At 65.5% G+C, this 18,572-nt stretch carries 12 protein-coding genes and 2 rRNA genes; 13 read left to right on the top strand and 1 reads right to left on the bottom strand.

The window, feature by feature from the left end; translation table 11 throughout:
- Positions 1-222 precede the first annotated feature (222 nt).
- The 13 genes from ACOGJB_RS03870 to ACOGJB_RS03810 all read left to right on the top strand — a co-directional run bounded on the left by ACOGJB_RS03870 (position 223) and on the right by ACOGJB_RS03810 (position 16,936).
- Positions 223-3,330 (top strand): 23S ribosomal RNA (locus ACOGJB_RS03870).
- Between the two features lie 132 nt (positions 3,331-3,462).
- A 5S ribosomal RNA gene (gene rrf, locus ACOGJB_RS03865) occupies positions 3,463-3,579 on the top strand.
- Positions 3,580-3,912: 333 nt separating this feature from the next.
- The gene (locus ACOGJB_RS03860) at positions 3,913-4,704 is read left to right on the top strand and encodes a hypothetical protein (protein WP_419839503.1); all 792 of its coding nucleotides are present in this window, start codon (positions 3,913-3,915) and stop codon (positions 4,702-4,704) included.
- Positions 4,705-4,909: 205 nt separating this feature from the next.
- A complete protein-coding gene (locus tag ACOGJB_RS03855; RefSeq protein ID WP_419839502.1) occupies positions 4,910-5,980 on the top strand; it encodes a class I fructose-bisphosphate aldolase in 1,071 nt (356 codons plus the stop codon).
- A gap of 99 nt (positions 5,981-6,079) precedes the next feature.
- Complete coding sequence (locus ACOGJB_RS03850) at positions 6,080-7,963, top strand: 2-oxoacid:acceptor oxidoreductase subunit alpha (protein WP_419839501.1); 1,884 nt, start codon at positions 6,080-6,082, stop codon at positions 7,961-7,963.
- A 58-nt stretch (positions 7,964-8,021) separates the two neighbouring features.
- Positions 8,022-9,041 (top strand): 2-oxoacid:ferredoxin oxidoreductase subunit beta, encoded by a 1,020-nt coding sequence (locus tag ACOGJB_RS03845; protein WP_419839500.1) that lies wholly within the window; start codon positions 8,022-8,024, stop codon positions 9,039-9,041.
- Positions 9,042-9,105: 64 nt separating this feature from the next.
- The gene (locus ACOGJB_RS03840) at positions 9,106-10,005 is read left to right on the top strand and encodes a TlyA family RNA methyltransferase (protein WP_419839499.1); all 900 of its coding nucleotides are present in this window, start codon (positions 9,106-9,108) and stop codon (positions 10,003-10,005) included.
- The gene (locus tag ACOGJB_RS03835) at positions 10,002-10,904 is read left to right on the top strand and encodes an NAD(+)/NADH kinase (protein WP_419839498.1); all 903 of its coding nucleotides are present in this window, start codon (positions 10,002-10,004) and stop codon (positions 10,902-10,904) included. Before ACOGJB_RS03840 ends, ACOGJB_RS03835 begins: the two co-directional genes overlap by 4 nt.
- Positions 10,904-12,559, top strand: a complete 1,656-nt coding sequence (gene recN, locus ACOGJB_RS03830; protein WP_419839497.1) for a DNA repair protein RecN — start codon at positions 10,904-10,906, stop codon at positions 12,557-12,559. Before ACOGJB_RS03835 ends, recN begins: the two co-directional genes overlap by 1 nt.
- Positions 12,560-12,561: 2 nt before the next feature.
- Positions 12,562-13,740, top strand: coding sequence for a putative cytokinetic ring protein SteA (gene steA, locus ACOGJB_RS03825; RefSeq protein WP_419839496.1), 1,179 nt, complete (start codon positions 12,562-12,564; stop codon positions 13,738-13,740).
- 13 nt (positions 13,741-13,753) lie between these two features.
- Positions 13,754-14,815, top strand: coding sequence for a copper transporter (locus tag ACOGJB_RS03820; RefSeq protein WP_419839495.1), 1,062 nt, complete (start codon positions 13,754-13,756; stop codon positions 14,813-14,815).
- A complete protein-coding gene (locus tag ACOGJB_RS03815; RefSeq protein WP_419839494.1) occupies positions 14,812-15,738 on the top strand; it encodes a glycosyltransferase in 927 nt (308 codons plus the stop codon). The genes ACOGJB_RS03820 and ACOGJB_RS03815 overlap by 4 nt, the downstream gene beginning before the upstream one ends.
- Before the next feature lie 61 nt (positions 15,739-15,799).
- A complete protein-coding gene (locus ACOGJB_RS03810; RefSeq protein ID WP_419839493.1) occupies positions 15,800-16,936 on the top strand; it encodes a hypothetical protein in 1,137 nt (378 codons plus the stop codon).
- A 45-nt stretch (positions 16,937-16,981) separates the two neighbouring features.
- Here the strand turns inward: ACOGJB_RS03810 and ACOGJB_RS03805 are convergent, their stop codons facing one another.
- Positions 16,982-18,466: an amidohydrolase family protein gene (locus ACOGJB_RS03805; RefSeq protein WP_419839492.1), complete on the bottom strand. Its 1,485-nt coding sequence runs from the start codon at positions 18,464-18,466 to the stop codon at positions 16,982-16,984.
- Positions 18,467-18,572 lie beyond the last annotated feature (106 nt).

The raw sequence follows: 18,572 nt of genomic DNA, 5'->3' as shown, positions 1-18,572 counted from the left end.
CGAGACAGAGGCCACTGTGGCCTCTGGTCTCAGACGGAGATTCCCAGTTGGAGCACTGGTGCTGTCTGATACCAGTCAGCTCGTCCTCTGTTCTGCTGCCAGGGAGCGCTGCGTCGCGCTCTCACGCCGCAGCTCTTTGATAACTGCATAGCGATGCACGAGCATCAAGACCCTCTGCAATTGAGCAGAGGGGATTTGATTCTTCGAGACTGAGTATCGATATACCAAGCTACGAAGAGCCAATGGTGAATGCCTTGGCGCCGAACACCGATGAAGGACGTGATAGGCTGCGATAAGCCACGGGGAGCCGCCGAATAGGCTTTGATCCGTGGATATCCGAATGGGGAAACCCGGCACCTTTTATCGGGTGTCACTCCTGCCTGAATCTATAGGGCAGGTAGAGGGAACGAGGGGAATTGAAACATCTCAGTACCCTGAGGAAAAGAAAGCAACAGCGATTCCCGGAGTAGCGGCGAGCGAAATGGGAATAGCCTAAACCGAGTCCGGTGGTAAAGCCTGGTGGCGTTGCCGGATCGGTGTTGTGGGACATCCCCGACCGAGCACCAGATCGGTCAAGGAGTTACAAAGCAAGTAGATAGCGGAACCGTACAGGAAAGGCGGGCCACAGAGGGTGACAGCCCCGTACGCGAAATCTATTTGCCTCCTGGGATTGCTCCCGAGTAGCGCCGGTTCCGTGAAGGCCGGCGTGAATCTGCGAGGACCACCTCGTAAGGCTAAATATGTGTCGGCGACCGATAGCGAACTAGTACCGTGAGGGAAAGGTGAAAAGTACCCCGGGAGGGGAGTGAAATAGTACCTGCAACCATTGGTTTACAAGCAGTTGAAGCGCTACTGGACACTTGTGTTCAAGCGCGACAGCGTGCCTTTTGAAGAATGAGCCAGCGAGTTACGGTGTGTGGCAAGGTTAACCAGCGATGGGAAGCCGGAGCGAAAGCGAGTCCGAATAGGGCGCACAGTCGCATGCTGTAGACCCGAAGCCGTGTGATCTATCCATGGGCAGGGTGAAGCGGAGGTAAGACTCCGTGGAGGCCCGAACCGACCTAGGTTGAAAACTGGGCGGATGACCTGTGGATAGGGGTGAAAGGCCAATCAAACACGGTGATATCTGGTTCTCCCCGAAATGCATTTTGGTGCAGCGTCGCACGTTCAGCCATGGAGGTAGAGCACTGATTGGGCTAGGGGGCCCACAAGCTTACTGACCCCAGTCAAACTCCGAATGCCATGGCTCCAGAGTGCGGCAGTGAGTCCACGGGGGATGAGCTTCGTTGGACGAGAGGGAAACAGCCCAGAACGCCGGCTAAGGCCCCTAAGTGTGTATTAAGTGGCAAACGATGTGGGATTGCCCAGACAGCCAGGAGGTTGGCTTAGAAGCAGCCACCCTTGAAAGAGTGCGTAATAGCTCACTGGTCGAGTGGTCCTGCGCGGATAATGTAACGGGGCTAAATACACCGCCGAAGCCGCGTCTTTGAATTCGCCTGCGTCGGGGTGGTCTTGACCACCCGCGAGCGGCAGTTTGAGGGGTAGGGGAGCGTCGTGCCTGCAGCGAAGCCGGAGCGTGAGCGCCGGTGGAGCGGGTCCGAGCGAGAATGCTGGCATGAGTAGCGAGAGAGGGGTGCGAATCCCCTCCGCCGTAAGCCCAAGGGTTCCTGGGGAAGGCTGGTCCTCCCAGGGTTAGTCGGGAGCTAAGGCGAGGCCGAGAGGCGTAGTCGATGCACAACCGGTTGATATTCCGGTACCACCGCGTGCGCGCCCAGTCTGAAACACGGTTGCTAAGGGGCTGTCCTCCCTTCGGGGAGGGCGAACCGACCCACCGAGTGGAGGACAGCAATGAGGGGACGCAGGAGGATAGGTGAACCCAGGCGATGGTAGACCTGGGGTAAGCGAGTAGGACGGGGACTAGGTAAGTCCGGGCCCCATGAAGTCTGAGACGCGATGCCGAGCCGCTACAGGCGAAGTCACTGATTCCATGCTGCCTAGAAAAGCCTCTAGCGAGTTCACGTGGTGCCCGTACCTAAACCAACACAGGTAGGCAGGTAGAGCATACTCAGGCGAACGGGAGAACTGTGGTTAAGGAACTCGGCAAATTGCATCCGTAACTTCGGGAGAAGGATGACCCCAAGATGGTGACGACACTTGCTGTCTGAGCCTGAAAGGGTGGCACAAAATAGGGGAAAGCGACTGTTTACTAAAAACACAGCAGCGTGCGAAGTCGTAAGACCATGTATACGCTGTGACGCCTGCCCGGTGCCGGAAGGTTACGGGGAACGGTTAGCTCTTCGGAGCGAAGCTGTGAACCTAAGCCCCGGTAAACGGCGGCCGTAACTATAACGGTCCTAAGGTAGCGAAATTCCTTGTCGGGTAAGTTCCGACCTGCACGAATGGCGTAACGACTTTCCCACTGTCTCAACCACAGACCCGGCGAAATTGAAGTACGAGTAAAGATGCTCGTTAGCTACAGAAGGACGGAAAGACCCCGTGGACCTTTACTATAACTTGGTATTGGGTTGTGGCACGTGTTGTGTAGGATAGGTCGGAGACTAGGAAGCGTGTGCGCCAGCATGCGTGGAGTCAACCTTGAAATACGACCCTGCTCATGTCGGAACTCTAACCTAGGACCCTGATCGGGTTCGGGAACAGTGCCAGGCGGGTAGTTTGACTGGGGCGGTCGCCTCCCAAATGGTAACGGAGGCGCCCAAAGGTTCCCTCAGACTGGTTGGCAATCAGTCGTCGAGTGCAATGGCACAAGGGAGCTTGACTGTGAGACATACAGGTCGAGCAGGTGCGAAAGCAGGGCATAGTGATCCAGCGATTGCGTGTGGAAGCGTCGTTGCTCAACGGATAAAAGGTACCCCGGGGATAACAGGCTCATCTTCCCCAAGAGTCCATATCGACGGGAAGGTTTGGCACCTCGATGTCGGCTCATCGCATCCTGGGGCTGAAGCAGGTCCCAAGGGTTGGGCTGTTCGCCCATTAAAGCGGTACGCGAGCTGGGTTTAGAACGTCGTGAGACAGTTCGGTCCCTATCCTCTGTAGCTGTAGGAGATTTGAGGAAAGCTGTCCGTAGTACGAGAGGACCCGGATGGACGCAGCTCTCGTGTGCCAGTTGTTCCGCCAGGAGCACGGCTGGTTGGCGACCTGCGGAAGGGATAAGCGCTGAAAGCATCTAAGCGCGAAGCCTGTTCCAAGATGAGATCTCCCACTGGTACAACCAGGTAAGGCCCGTGGCAGATAACCACGTTGATAGGCCGGATGTGTAAGCGCAGCAATGTGTTCAGCAGACCGGTACTAATCGGCCGAGGGCTTGGTATCGATACTCAGCCTCGAGGAAGCGCATGGCACGTCCGTGCGCAGCGCGTGCATCGCTATTGCAGGAATCGCCGTGCGGGCAACACCGCACGCACTCTGGAACTGTGTGAACGGGAAATCCGGGCGCACTGGATCTCCGGTGGTTATGGCGGCAGGGCCACACCCGTTCCCATTCCGAACACGGAAGTTAAGCCTGCCAGCGCCGATGGTACTTGGGGGCAATTCCCCTGGGAGAGTAGGTCGCTGCCGGAACCCGAACCCCCGTCGTGCAAACGGCGGGGGTTCTTCGCGTCTGGGACCTAGCCTCGAAGGGTGTCAGAGAATCGGCGGCCACCTCGCAAAGGCCCGAAACGGCGTCCTGACAGCGATCGCGATCGACGGCAGACGCCCCGCAATCGAGATCAAACCGGTCGCCGTCGCAATGAACCCGCTGGCGGCGATCGTCGACGAGGGCGAGGTGAGGGCCCCCGAGCGCCGCAGGATCGATCGGGTCCTGCGCGCCGCCGCGACAAGCCGATTGACGAGGTTGCAGAGCAGGCGGCTCGCCGCACCGATTGGGGCGGCGTGGCCCGCAAAGGTGCCGCAGTGCTCAGACCGATCCCTGGCGCCGACCGGGGCGACGCTTACGCGGCCAAAGTGCCCGAGCGCCAGAATCGCCGACCTGAGCCGCCGCAGGGACCTCAGCGTGCCAAGCCGTCGGCGGCCCCCGCCCAGCGCCGCCGACGGCCCAACGTGCGCCTGGAGCTGCCCCAGCTGGACCCGGCATCGGTTCGAGGTATGCCGACCTCCGAGCAGGAGCGGCTGGCCCGGCGCCTGCGTGACGCGGGCGAGGACTTCTTGGCAGAGCGGTTCGGCGACGCGCTGTCCATATTGCGACCGCTGGCATCGAGATATGCCGCCGTAGCGGAGGTGCAAGAGCTCTACGGCCTCACGCTGTACCGCCTCGGCCGTTGGACGGCTGCGTCTCACCGGCTCGAGCACTACGAGACGCTGACCCGCTCTGTCGACCAGCTGCCGGTGCTGGCGGACTGTTACCGGGCGCTGGGCCGTCTCAATGACGTTCAGGAGGTGTGGGACCGGCTGAGGCATGCCGACCCAGATGCCCAGACGATGACCGAAGGACGCATCGTCGCTGCCGGTGCTCTGGCCGACGAGGGTCGGCCGCGCGACGCCATTCGCCTGCTCGAAGCGGGCCCGCTGCGCCCAAAGCGTCCTGGCGAGCATCACCTCAGGCTGTGGTACGCCCTCGCCGATCTGTACGACAGGGTCGGCGACCTACAGCGTGCCCGGCGCGGGTTCGCCAGGGTCGCCGATGTCGAGCCCGGTTTTGTGGATGTACACGACCGGCTGGCGGCGCTCGGCACCGGTGACGGCTGAGGGCAGCGCTTCGCGCCCGCTGCGCTGCCTGTCTGGCGCCTGCTCGTGTGCCCTGGTCTCATGCGATGGGTTTCACGGGCCGCTCGGGTCACGGCTGCGCAGATAGAGTGGACGCGCCATTCGGCGAGCGCCTCCCCCGGTACCGACCCCCGGTTCCGGTCCCCCCATACCGGTGCCGCCAGATCGCGCGAGGCAAGCGACCGACATGACGACCGACATCGAGCGCCTGCTCGGCGAGCAGGCCTCCTATCTGCTTGACCACACATGCGAAGGCATCGGGCGAGACCTGCTCACCCTGCCCGGGCCAGACTTCGTGACCGATGTGGTCGCCGGCACCGACCGCTCGCCGCAGGTCATGCGGAGCCTCCAGTCGCTGTTCGACAACGGTCGGCTCGGCGGCACCGGATACGTCTCGATTCTGCCGGTGGACCAAGGGATCGAGCACTCGGGTGCCGCATCGTTCGCGCCGAACCCGATCTTCTTCGACCCGGCATCCATCGTGGAGCTGGCGCTCGAGGGCGGCTGCAACGCCGTGGCCACAACATTCGGCGTCCTGGGAGCGGTATCCCGCCGTTACGCCCACCGCATCCCGTTCATCGTCAAGATCAACCACAATGAACTGCTGACGTACCCCTCCAAGTACGACCAGATCATGTTCGGCTCGGTCCAGCGGGCGCACGAACTCGGCGCCGCCGGTGTCGGGGCGACCATCTACTTCGGCTCGGCCGAGAGCGGTCGCCAGATTACTGAGGTCGCCGACGCATTCGAAGAAGCGCATGGCCTCGGCATGTTCACCGTGCTGTGGTGCTACCTGCGCAATCCGGCTATCGACCTGTCCGGCGAGGCTGGCGGCGTCGACCATCATGTGTCCGCCGATGCCACCGCACAGGCCAACCACATTGGTGTGACGATCGAAGCCGACATCATCAAGCAGAAGCTGCCCGAGAACAACGGTGCATTTGTCTCGGTGCCCGGCTTCGGCAAGACCCACGCCGCGGTGTACGACCGGCTGACGACCGATCACCCGGTCGACCTGTGCCGCTGGCAGGTGGCGAATTGCTACATGGGACGTGTGGGTCTCATCAATTCCGGTGGTGCCAGTTCAGGGTCCACCGACTTGGCCGAAGCCGTCAAGACCGCAGTCGTCAACAAGCGCGGTGGCGGCGTCGGATTGATCTCGGGCCGCAAGGCGTTCCAGCGACCCATGGCCGAAGGCGTTGAACTGCTCGGAGCCATCCAAGACGTGTACTTGGACCAGGCGGTGACCATCGCCTGATCGATGCGCAGACCCGGCCGTACCGATGCGGCCGCGACTAGCGTGGTCGCTTGGAGCGACCGCAATTGCCCCCAGGAGCCCCTTCTCTAGGAGACAACAGTGACCGATACCGCATCGCGCGAACTGCCGCTGCAGGAGATCGATGAGGTCATCATTCGCTTCGCCGGCGACTCCGGCGACGGCATGCAGCTCACCGGTGACCAATTCACGAGCATCTCCGCCGCGCTCGGCAACGACCTGTCCACACTGCCGGAGTTCCCCGCCGAGATCCGCGCCCCCCAGGGGACGCTCGCCGGCGTCTCGGCGTTCCAGGTCCGCATCTCCGATTTCGACATCACCACGCCGGGCGATGCCCCGACGGTGCTCGTGGCGATGAACCCGGCGGCACTGAAGGCGCAGCTGCACAACCTCACCCAGGGCGGCGCGCTGATCCTGAACACAGACGCCTTCAACGAACGTAATCTCGAGAAGGCCGGCTACTCGTCCAATCCGCTCGATGACGGCACGCTGGACGATTACCGCGCCTACCCGGTGCCGATGAGCCAGATCACCCGCGACGCTGTGGCCGAGCACGGGGTCAAGCCACGCGACGCGGAGCGATCCAAGAACTTCTTCGCTCTCGGCTTGATCTCGTGGATGTACACCCGGCCGGTCGAGCCGACGTTCGAGTTCATAAACACCAAATTCCGAGGCCGCGAGCAGGTCATCAACGCCAACACGGCGGCGTTCAAGGCGGGCTACAACTTCGGCGAGACGGCCGAGATCTTCGAAGCCCATTACGAGGTGAAGCCGGCCCCGCTGGCGCCCGGCGAGTACACCAACGTGAACGGGAACACCGCGCTGGCCTGGGGCTGTGTCGTTGCGGGCCAGCTCGCACGCCTGCCGGTCTTCCTCGGCTCGTATCCCATCACGCCGGCTTCCGACATCCTTCACGAGATGTCGTTGAAGAAGAACTTCGGCGTGCGGACGTTCCAGGCTGAAGACGAGATCGCCGCGGCAGCATCAGCCGTGGGAGCGGCGTTCGGCGGGGCGCTGGCCTTCACCTCCACATCGGGGCCGGGATTGGCGCTGAAGGGCGAGACGCTCAGCCTTGCGGTGAGCCTTGAGCTGCCGATGGTGGTGCTCGACATCCAGCGTGGCGGACCGTCGACGGGCCTGCCCACGAAGCCTGAGCAGGCCGACCTCATGATGGCCATGTACGGGCGGCACTCGGAATCGCCGCTGCCGGTGGTGGCGCCCCGCAGCCCAGCCGACTGTTTCGACATCGCCATCGAGGCGTCGCGCATCGCATTGAAGTACCGGACGCCCGTCATCGTGCTGTCGGACGGTTACCTGGCGAACAGTTCAGAACCTTGGCTGCTTCCCGACGTCGACAGCCTGCCCGACATCGGCGTCGAGTTTGCGACCGAATTCAACGGCACCAACGAAGACGGCGACGGCATCTATCTTCCCTATCTGCGCGATCCCGAGTCTCTGGCCCGCCCGTGGGCCATTCCCGGCACGCCCGGACTGATGCACCGCGTCGGCGGCATCGAGAAAGAGGACGGCACCGGCAACATCTCCTACGATCCGGAGAATCACCAGTTGATGGTGGACGTGCGGCAGGCCAAGATCGACGGGGTCGACGTACCCGATGTCGAGGTTGCCGGCGATGTCGATGCCGATCTCGTCATGTTGGGCTGGGGCTCCACGTGGGGCGCCATCGACGCGGCTGCGGGACGGCTGCGCGATGACGGCTTCGAGGTGGCCCACGTACACCTTCGCCACCTCAATCCGCTGCCCGCAAACCTCGGCGACGTGCTGCGGCGCTACCGGGCCGTCGTGTGTCCCGAGATGAACAAGGGCCAGCTGAGCGATCTGGTGCGGGCGAGATACCTGATCGATGTCGAGCACTTTGGCAAGATCGACGGCGTGCCCTTCACCACCGGAGAGGTGACCGCTGCGGTCCGCAAGCGCCTCGAAGAGCTGTCGGTCAGCAACTGAGCCCCAACTCACCCGTAACGAACGAGACCAGCCAACACCAACAGAGGCAAACTCCACGATGACAGATACCTCGATGACGCCCACCACACAGCCCGGAGACTGGGCCTCGGACCAGGAGGTTCGTTGGTGCCCGGGCTGCGGCGACTATTCCATTCTGACGGCGATGCGGATGCTGATGCCCAGCCTCGGCACCGAACCGCACAACACGGTGTTCGTTTCGGGCATCGGTTGTGCCGCCCGGTTCCCGTACTACATGAACTCCTACGGCGTGCACGGCATCCATGGCCGCGCGCCGGCGATCGCCACCGGCTTGGCGATGGCCCGGCCGGATCTCGACGTGTGGGTCATCGGCGGCGACGGCGACATGCTGTCGATCGGCGGCAATCACCTCATCCACGCATTGCGTCGGAATGTCAAGATCAAGGTGCTCCTGTTCAACAATCAGATTTACGGCCTCACCAAGGGCCAGTTCAGCCCCACCAGCGAGGTCGGCAAGGTCACCAAGAGCTCGCCGATGGGTTCGCTGGACGCCCCGTTCAATCCGCTGGCGGTAGCACTTGGCGCCGAGGCGTCCTTTGTGGCCCGGACCCATGACATGGACCGCCAGCACATGATGGAGACGTTCCGGCGCGCGCACGAACACGACGGCGCCGCGTTCGTGGAGGTGTTCCAGAACTGCAACGTCTTCAATGACGGCGCGTTCGAAGGGGTGACCAAGAAGCAGAACCGCGATGCCAACCTGATCCCGCTGAAGAATGGCGAACCCATCCAATTCGGGGCCGACGGCGAGTTCGGCGTCATCGACGAGTCAGGCTGCGCCCGAGTCGTGCACACCGCCGATGTGGGCACCGATGAATTGCTTGTGCACGACGAATCGAAGCACGATCCCTCGACGGCGTTCATGCTGGCTCGTCTGGCACGAGGACCATTCGAGCCGACGCCGGTCGGTGTGTTCCGCGCTGTGCGGCGCAGTGAGTACGCAATGGCCTCCACGCGACAGCTGGCTGCGGCCCAGGAAAAACAAGGTCCGGCCGACATTTCGCAGCTGCTGCGTTCACGCGGCACTTGGTACGTCTGACCGGCTCGTACCTCGAGCGGAAATCACTGCGGCGCGCCACGGGCGCGCTGGTACTTTCGGCTGCATGAACGTCGCCCGACGACGCCTCGACAACGAGCTGGTCCGCCGTTGCATGGTGCCGTCGCGGGCGGCAGCACAGGCACTCATCTCGAGCGGTCGCGTTCTGGTCGGGGGATCCGTCGCGCACAAGCCGTCCCGAATGGTGGCGGCTGGCGAGCCAGTCCACGTCAGCGGCGAACCCCCGCGATTCGTGTCACGCGGCGGGGACAAGATCGACGCTGCGCTGGACACATTCGGGATCGCCGTAGCGCGACGGCGAGTCGTCGATGCCGGTTCCTCTACGGGTGGGTTTGTGGACTGCCTGCTGCAGCGCGGGGCCGCGCAGGTCGTTGCCGTCGACGTCGGCTGGGGTCAGCTGGACGCTCGCCTGCGAGACGATCCGCGAGTGATAGTGCAGGAACGCTGCAACGTGCGCCATGTCGGGCCCGCCGACATCGGCGGCGCCGCAGACATCGTGACCGCTGACCTGTCGTTCATCTCGCTCGAGACGGTGATGCCGAACCTGGCGGCGTGCACGGCGCCGGGCGGGGACGCCGTGCTGCTGGTGAAACCGCAGTTCGAGGCCGGCCGGAGGGAGGCCTCGCGGGGCAAGGGCGTGGTACGCGACCCCGAGGTCTGGCGCAGAGTGCTCAGCGACGTGGCAACCAGGGCCTCGCTCAACGGTCTTGCACCGTGCGGCGTCACTGCCTCGCCATTGCGAGGCGCCGCAGGCAACGCCGAGTTCTTCCTGCATTGTCGGCGCGTTGTGGATGGCACATTCGCAGCGACCGACGATGCTGAGCCCCGGGCGTTCGACCTGGAGGCCGCCATCGAGATCGCCGTCGAGATTGCCCTCGAGGTGCCGCCCAGCGCTGGCGCAGCAGGAGCCGGCGGCATCCCCACCACCGGGGAGGCGTCACCATGAGCGGCGTGCTGGTGATCGCCCATGCCGAGCGGGCTGAGGCGCTGGCGGCGTCGACGCATCTCGTGGACTGGCTGGAAGGCGAGGGTCACACTGTCGAGATGGGTGGCGTGGAGGCGGCGGCGATCGGTCGTCCCGATCTTGAGGCCGGCGAGCTGACCGGCTCCGTCTGGGACCTTGCCGTCAGCGTGGGCGGCGATGGCACCATGTTGCGCTCGTTTGATCTGGTCGCGTCCGCAGGCGTCCCGGTGCTCGGCGTCAATGTCGGCCACCTCGGCTATCTGACCGAATTCGAGCCGGGACAGCTCACCGAAACGGTCGCCGCAGCGCTCGCAGGGGCCCTAGGGGTCTCCGAACGGATGATGGTCAGCGCACGAGTGCGCCGAGCCGCGGGCGAAGGTCGTGACGACGCAGGCGATCACGATCGAGATCCGCAAGACACCGAAGACACCGATGTGTGGACAGGACTGAATGAGGTCGTGCTCGAGAAGCGCGATCCAGGTCACACGGTCAGGCTGGAGGTGTGGCTCGACGGCGAGGTGTTCGCGACCTATGCGGCAGACGGCCTCATCGTCTCGACGCCTACCGGTTCCACGGCCTACAGCCTCTCTGCGGGCGGTGCGGTCGTTGCGCCGACGCACTCATCGCTGCAGGTCACGCCGGTCGCGCCGCACATGCTGTTCGACCGTTCGTTGCTGCTGCCGCCGGACACGGAAATCGGCGTTCGGGTGATCAGCGAACGGCCGGCGCTTGCCGCCGTGGACGGCCGCTCGGCCACGATGCTGCACACAGGCGACGAACTCGTGGTGACGCGCGCTCCCTACGAGGCCCGCCTCGTCACCGCCGGCGGTGGCAGTTTCCATCGTGTGCTGAAGCACAAATTCGGTCTGAAGGATCGCTGATGCTCGCCGAGCTGGCGGTGCGCAATCTCGGCGTCATCACGGGGGCCAATCTGGTGCTCGGTGATGGCATGACAGCGCTGACCGGCGAGACGGGCGCCGGCAAGACGCTTGTGGTGCAGGCGGTGCAGCTGCTGATGGGGGGGCGAGCCGATCCTGGGATGGTGCGTGCCGGCGCCTCTGAAGCAATCGTTGAGGGCAGGTTCGTGAGCCCTGACGGCAGCGAGCGCGTGCTGCGCCGCGTGGTCCCCGCAACCGGTCGCAGCCGCGCCTACCTCGACGGCGCTATGGCGTCGGCGCCGGAGCTCGCGGAGCTGGGAGCCGAACTCGTCGACCTTCACGGGCAGCACCAGCACCAGTCGTTGCTGCGGACACGCACTCAGCGTGAGGCGTTGGATCGCTGGGGCGGCATCGATCTGCGCCCGCTGACCGCAGCACGTGAGGAACTGCGGGCGTTGGGGGAGAACCTGGCCGCACTCGGCGGTGATGCGCGGGCGCGGGCGCAAGAGATCGATCTCCTGCGGTACCAGGTGGACGAGATCACTGCGGCACGGCTGGATGACGCCAGCGAGCTGGAGCGGATCACCGAGCGAGAGGACCTGCTGGCCGATGCCGCTTCGCACCTCGCGGACGGTCATGGCGCTCGCCAGGAGCTTGCCGGCGACGACGGGGCGATCGATCGGCTCGGGTCAGCGGCGGCCTTGCTGGCCGCTCGCAAGGCGTTCGCCCCCGTGAGCGACCGACTCGCCGCTGTGGCCGCCGAACTGGACGACACCGTCGCGCAACTGCGCGGCGTGCTCGAGACGATCGAGGACGATCCCCACGCGCTGGCCGACGTCCGTGCCCGGCACCAACTGCTGCGTGAGCTGACTCGCAAGTACGGCGACACGCTTGCCGAGGTGGCGTCGTTCGGCGCCCGAGCGGCGGAACGCCTCTCCCAGCTTGAGCGCCACGCCGAGCTCGCAGCTGAGCTGGAGGAAGGCATCGTTGTCGCCCAACGGCGTGTCGAAGCCGAGGCTCACGCCGTGGCCGCTGCTCGTCGTGCCGCTGCACCCGGACTCGCTGCCGCAGCCAGCAAGCACCTGGCGTCGCTGGCGCTGGCCGCGGGCACGCTGCAGGTCAACGTCAGCGGCGAAGGTCCGAGCGACAACGTCGAGCTGGCATTCAGTGCGAACCGGGGAGTTGCGCCGGGACCCCTGTCGAAGGTGGCCTCCGGCGGCGAGCTGGCGCGCGTGATGCTGGCACTGCGACTGGTGTTGACCGCTGGCCCCCCAACGCTGGTGTTCGACGAGGTCGACGCCGGCATCGGCGGCGAGACGGCGCTGGCGGTCGGCCAGGCGCTCGCCAACCTTGCCGAGCACCACCAAGTACTGGTGGTCACCCACCTCCCGCAGGTTGCAGCGTTCGCGCATTCCCAGGTCGCCGTCCGAAAGACCGACGACGGCGACGCGGTGGCCTCAGACCTCGTTGCAGTGGCGGGGCAGGATCGCGTCAGCGAACTCGCACGAATGCTCGCTGGTCAGCCGGCGTTGGCCAGCGGCCGCCAGCACGCGACCGAGTTGCTGGAGGTCGCCGCAGCGGGTCGAGCTGCGCGGGATCCGGCGCAGCTCGCCGCCGAGTTGGATCTGCTGTCCGAGCGCAGCGGCTCACCAGGGTGAGCATGTCCCGCTCGCGGTCGTTGTGGGGGCGCCAGCGCTTGCGCCGCAGCGGGGGTAACGGCCACGTCGAATTCGCCGGAAGGTGTCGCGTGGATCGCCGTACCAAGAACTTGGTGCGGCGCTTGGAGCGGGGCGAGATCGCCGTGGTTCACCACGCCGATCTCGATCGGGTCGCTGCCGATGGCCTTCTCGCAGCAGGTGCGATCGCCGTGGTCAACGCAGAATCGACGATGACCGGGCGGTACCCGGCATTAGGTGGGCTCACGCTCGCTCAGGCAGGAGTGCCGGTACTGGACGACATCGGTGAGGAGGCGTTCGCATCGCTCCGCGACGGCGAGGAAGTTGCTATCGCAGGCGATGAGGTGCTGCGAGATGACCAGGTGATGGCGACCGGGTATCGCCGCGATGCCGAACACTTCGAGCAGGTGCTGGAATCGGCGCGCATCGCGGTGCGCAGCGAGCTCGGCAGCTTCGCCCGCAACACGCTCGAGTACCTCGAGAAGGAGCCGCAGGTCCTCACGGACGAGCTGGAGATCCCGCCGCTGCGACATGAGCTGAGCCGCCGCCATGTGCTCGTCGTGGTGCGCGGCATCGACTACCGCGAGGATTTGGCGGCGCTTCGCCGCTCGGGCTACATGTCCGACATGCGACCCGTCATCATCGGGGTGGACGGGGGCGCCGATGCCCTTCTCGAAGCCGGTCTTGTGCCCCACATCATCATCGGCGACTTCGACTCGGTCTCACCGAGAGCGCTGAAGTGCGGGGCACAGCTCATCGTGCACGGATATCCCGAAGGGGGCGCACCGGGCGCGCAGCGGCTCGACGACGCCGGACTCAGCTACGACGTCATCGCTGCGCCGGGCACCAGCGAGGACGTCGCATTGAGGCTCGCCTTCGAGCGGAGGGCCGAGCAGATTGTCGAGGTCGGCTCGCATACGTCGATGGCGGACTTCTTCGACAAGGGCCGCCGAGGCATGGCGTCGACCTTCCTGACCCGGATGCAGGTGTCTTCGGCACTGGTGGACGCAAAGGGAGTGAGCCGCCTGTATCGCACCCAGGTGCGCAAACGCGACATGGCAATGCTCATCGTCTCGGCGCTGGTCACCATCGGCGTCATCGCTGCGGTGACCGAGCCAGGCCGGCTCCTGCTGCGCACGCTGTGGATCAACATGGGCCTCTAGGCCCCTCAGGCGCATGATCAACCTCCGCTACCACATCGTCTCCATCGCCGCAGTGTTCCTGGCTCTGGCGATCGGCTTGGCACTTGGCTCGACGTTTGTGGACTCGGTGCTGGTGAGCAACCTCGAGTCACGCGTGGACCAGCTGCAGGCCGACACCGAGTCGGCAATCGAGCGGCAAGCGTCGGCTGAAGAGTCTCTCGGCGAAGCCGAGGCCGCGCGCGATGCGGCGCTCGCCAGCGTCGAAGCCGCTGCGTCCGTGCGGTTCGAGGTGGAGGATCTCGTGCGGCCATACCTGCCGCAAGGGCGATTGAGCGGCACGACCACGCTCATCGTCGCACCGGAGTCCACTGACCGTGACGCGGTTGCGGCCATCCGGGCACGCCTTGAAGCAACCGACACGCAGCAAGGCGGGGTGCTGTGGCTCAGCGATGATCTGCGCTTGGACGATCCAGCCGTGCGCGAGAACGTCGCCGAGGCGTTCTCCTTGGCGGGCAACAGCCGCAACGCCATACAGCGGGCGTTGCGATTCTTGGTTCCTCAGGCGCTCTTCCGGCCGACCGAGGCCGGCTCCGCCAGGACGCTCGGCTCTGATGTCGACGCCATCACCGATTCTGGAGCACTCGACGGCTTTTCCCGCGGTTTCGCGTCGGTCCCCCAGACTCGTACTGCGCTCACCTTGCTCCGAGACCTGGAATTGGTCACCCACGACGGCACGGGCGCGGTCGCGCTTCATCGGCTCGGCGGGGAGAACCTGCGGCTCGTGGTCGTGACCGATGACGCGGCTGTCGGGTTGAACGAAGATTTTGTCTTCGACCTGCTGGCGGCGGTCGCCGATGATGGGCACGCGGGCACCGGCGTCATCGTCGAAGTTCGGGCGCCCGCCGCAGCCGGTGTCGGCTACGGCGCCGTGCTGGAGCGGGTCCGTTCCGACCCGGTGCTCGCGCAGGGCTACTCGACTGTCGACGAGGTCACGTCCTTCTCAGGCGATCTGGCGCTGCTGATCGCACTGGAGCGGCTGCCTGCTGTCAGCCACTTCTCCGGGGCGGACCTCAACCATGGATTGGGCCCGTCATGACCCATGCCGTGGCCATCGTGCCCGCCTTCAACCGGGCGGACACCGTTGGTGCCACGGTGACCGCGTTGGCGACTGTGCCCGATGTGCTCGACATCATCGTGGTCGACGACGGGTCCCGAGACCGCACCGCGGCCGCTGCCGCTGCCGCCGGAGCGCGAGTCGTCGAGCTCGCGCGCAATCGCGGCAAGGGAGCGGCGATCACTGCCGGCATTGCGGCGTCTGGCGCGCCCGATGCCTACTTGCTCATCGATGCCGATCTGGGCGATTCCGCCGCGCTGGCCGGCGATCTGCTGCAGCCGGTTGCGCTCGGAAAGGCGGACATGACGATCGCCGTGCTCGGCTCTACCGAACGCGGGGGCGGGTTCGGGTTCGTCAAGGGCTTCGCGGCACGCGTCCTGCGTTCAGAGACAGGAATGTTTCTTGCGGAGCCTCTCTCGGGTCAGCGTGCCGTGCGAGGTTCGCTGTTGCGGTCTCTGCATCTCGCCCCCGGTTTCGGTCTCGAGATCGGTCTGACACTCGATGCGGCCAACCGCGGGGCATCCATCTGCGAGGTGGAGGTCGGCTTCACGCATCGCCTCACCGGGCGTGACCTCAGCGGCTTCGCGCATCGGGCACGAATCGGCCGCCACGTGTACCTCGCCGCGCTGCCCCGCGTCGGCAGCCTCAAGTTGAACTACTGCCTGACCGCCTCCGTGCTGAGCCGCGTCCGGCTGCAGAGCCGGCCAGCGTCCCGACAGCAACGCCGTCGGGCCATCGAGGTGTTGCGAGCCAAGCGGTGGCGGCAGCGCCCGTGGCCGAGACTGGGCGCTTTGTCCCTGCGGCGCGTGCGGTCGTTCGCGGATTCGGGACCGCTGCAGCGCATGTGGTCCCGCTGGTGCCGACGCTTGCATCTGCTGCTGCAATCTTGGCGTCAGCCGCGGTGACGTTCGATCTCGAGCGAGACGTGAACCGCGTGCGTTGCTGCACGACCCGTAGCCGGTGACGATGACGGCCGATGCCGCCCTGCGGACTGCGGCTGGGTTGGCATTGATCTTCGTTGCCTCAGCGATCCTGTCGGCGATGCTGTGGCGTCTGGCGAGATCCCGGATGCGACGGGAGCGCTGGATGGGGGTCAACTACCGCGGCCAGCGGATCGTTGCGACCTCGGGGCTGCTCGTGGTCGCGATCGGTGTCGCCAGCTCGAGCGTCGTGGCGGCCTTGGCACGCCGTGCGACGGGATGGTTCGTCTACGTCTCGAATCCGATGGATCGTTCTTCGGCCGAGATGTTCGAAGGCTTGGGTCCACTGGATCTGATTCCCATCGACGCGCTCCGCACGCCCACGGCGGCCAGCGCCACCGGTGCAGCGGCGACCGCGTTGGCTCTTATGGCGTTCGGATTGCTGGGATACCGGGACGACACCCGAGGCGGCGGTGATGCGAGCGGATTCGTCGCGCACTTCTTGCGCAGCCTGCGCCGGTGCCGGCTGACGACCGGAGCGCAGAAGGCTCTCGGCGGGGCAGCAGTTGCGCTCCTCAGCGTGCAGTTGGTGCTGTTCGGCAACGTCGCCGCCCTGTGGAGCAGCATGGGATGGAGCGATGGGTACTCGGTGATGCGATCGCTCGAGCACCTCGTGAACGGGTCACACGAGAGCTGGACCGTGATGCCGTGGCTGCGGGGGGGTGCTGTCGTAGCACTCGCCGCCAACCTGCTGAACCTGCTCGACCGAGCGCCGGGTCGGGCAACCAAAGTTGCGCTGGCATGGTGGCTATGCGGGCTGGTGCCAGTTGCAGTGTTCGGTCCTGCTTGGCCGCAAGGCTTTCAATTCGCGGGGGTCGGCACCGGAGGATTGGCCTGGCAATCGCCGGCATTGTGGGCAGCCGGGGCCGTCGGCGCCGCGGTCGGCTTGCTGCGCAGTGAACTGGCGGAGGCACACATGCTGGGCGACACTGGCGTCAATCCCCTCGGTGCGGCCCTGGGACTGGCCACTGTCGCGATGTCCCCGGCCTCAGTCGAGTGGGTCGTGCTTATAGGGCTGGCGGTGCTGAACGTGGCGAGCGAGCGCTGGTCGTTCAGCCGGGTCATCGACGCGGTGCCGCTACTGCGGTGGCTGGATCGGCTCGGCTCGCCGTACCGGAGCTGAGAGACGGCAGCGCGGCGGCTCGCTGCATGGCAGCGGCGCTGGTTTCTATGCCCGCTGCATGGCAGCGGCGCACAGGCGGTGTTCGGCTAGGCGCTCGTCCAGGCTGGGATGAACGATCTGGCCGCCGGTGACGACCGGGCGACCGGCCACGATCGTGTCGCGGGCCGACAACGGTCCGCACCGCAGCCACGCCTCGATCGGATCAGACAGCGCGCCGGCGAATGCAGGGCCGCCGAGTTCCCAGACGACCAAATCGCCGCATGCGCCGGGTGACAGCTCGCCGATCTCGCCCACCCGGCCGAGACAGCGCGCACTGCCGCGGGTCGCCACATCGAGGACATCACGGGCGGAGAAGTAGACCGAGCTGTCATGTCCGGCGTCATCGCCGCCGCGGTCATGTCCATCGGCGGGCCTGCCGCTGTCCAGCCCTTTCTCGGCGCTCAGCTGCCGCTGGCCGTCGCGCAGCCGCCCCACCAGCAGCGCATTGCGTGCCTCGGTCCACATCGACGCCGAATCGGTACTGGCCGAGCCGTCCACCCCGAGCCCCACAGGTACGCCGGCAGCGCGCAGCTCGCGCACCGGCGCCAGGCCCACGCCGAGCAGCAGATTCGAACTCGGGCAGTGCGCCACGCCGGTGCCCCACCCGCCCAAGCGGGCGATCTCGGCAGGGTTTGGCTGCACGCCGTGCGCGATCCACGAGCGATCCGAGCCCCAGCCGCAGTGCTCGAAGTAGTCCACCGGCCGCATCCCGAACATCTCCAGGCAGAACCCGTCCTCGCCGGGGTCCTCGCACAAGTGCGTGTGCAATCGCACGTCGAGGCGTTCAGCCAGCTCCGCTGTCGCCGTCATCAGCTCAGTAGAGACCGAGAACGGTGAGCACGGCGCCAACGCGATGCGGACCATCGCGTTCGGCGAACGGTCATGGTGAACGCCGACCAATCGCTCCGATTCGGCAAGGATTTCCTCGGGTGTCTGGCAGACCTCATCGGGCGGCAACCCGCCGGCGGACTGGCCGAGCGACATCGAGCCGCGGGTGGGATGGAACCGCATGCCCAGCTCGGTCGCTGCGCCGATCTCTGCTGCGATCAAGTCGCCGGCACCGTGCGGGTGCACATACAGATGATCAGTGCTGGTGGTGCAGCCGCCCAGGGCCAGCTCGGCGAGACCCACCCATGCGGACAGGTACGCGCCGTGCTCATCGAGCCGCGCCCACAGGGGGTACAGCGTGGTCAACCAGTCGAACAGCCCGCCCCGAAGTGCCGGCGCGTACGAGCGCGTGAGGTTCTGGTACATGTGATGGTGGGTGTTGATGAGCCCAGGCGTCACTAGGCAGCCTCTGGCGTCGATGCGCTCCCTCGCCGCCGGAGGCGGATCGGCGGCACCCCCGATGGCACTGATGAACCCGCCGGTCACGGCGACCCAGCCGCCGCTGATCTCACGGTGCTGGTCGTCACAGGTCGCCACCAATGCGGCGTCATGCACCAAGAGGTCTGCCGGCGCCCTGGTTGATTCGTCTGGTGTGTCGTTCATGTTGTCCCGTCCGGTTGGTTGCCCTGTCGGAACGACGATCCCAGCGGGCTCGGTGAGCAGTCGTCAGACGCTCGCAGGGATCAGCCAACACGGTCCGATGCGACGG

Source organism: Candidatus Poriferisodalis sp. (assembly GCF_965208895.1).
Classification (GTDB): Bacteria; Actinomycetota; Acidimicrobiia; order Acidimicrobiales; family Poriferisodalaceae; genus Poriferisodalis.
The sequence above is the reverse complement of the archived record's forward strand: the minus strand, read 5'-3'. Positions and strand labels throughout refer to the sequence as shown.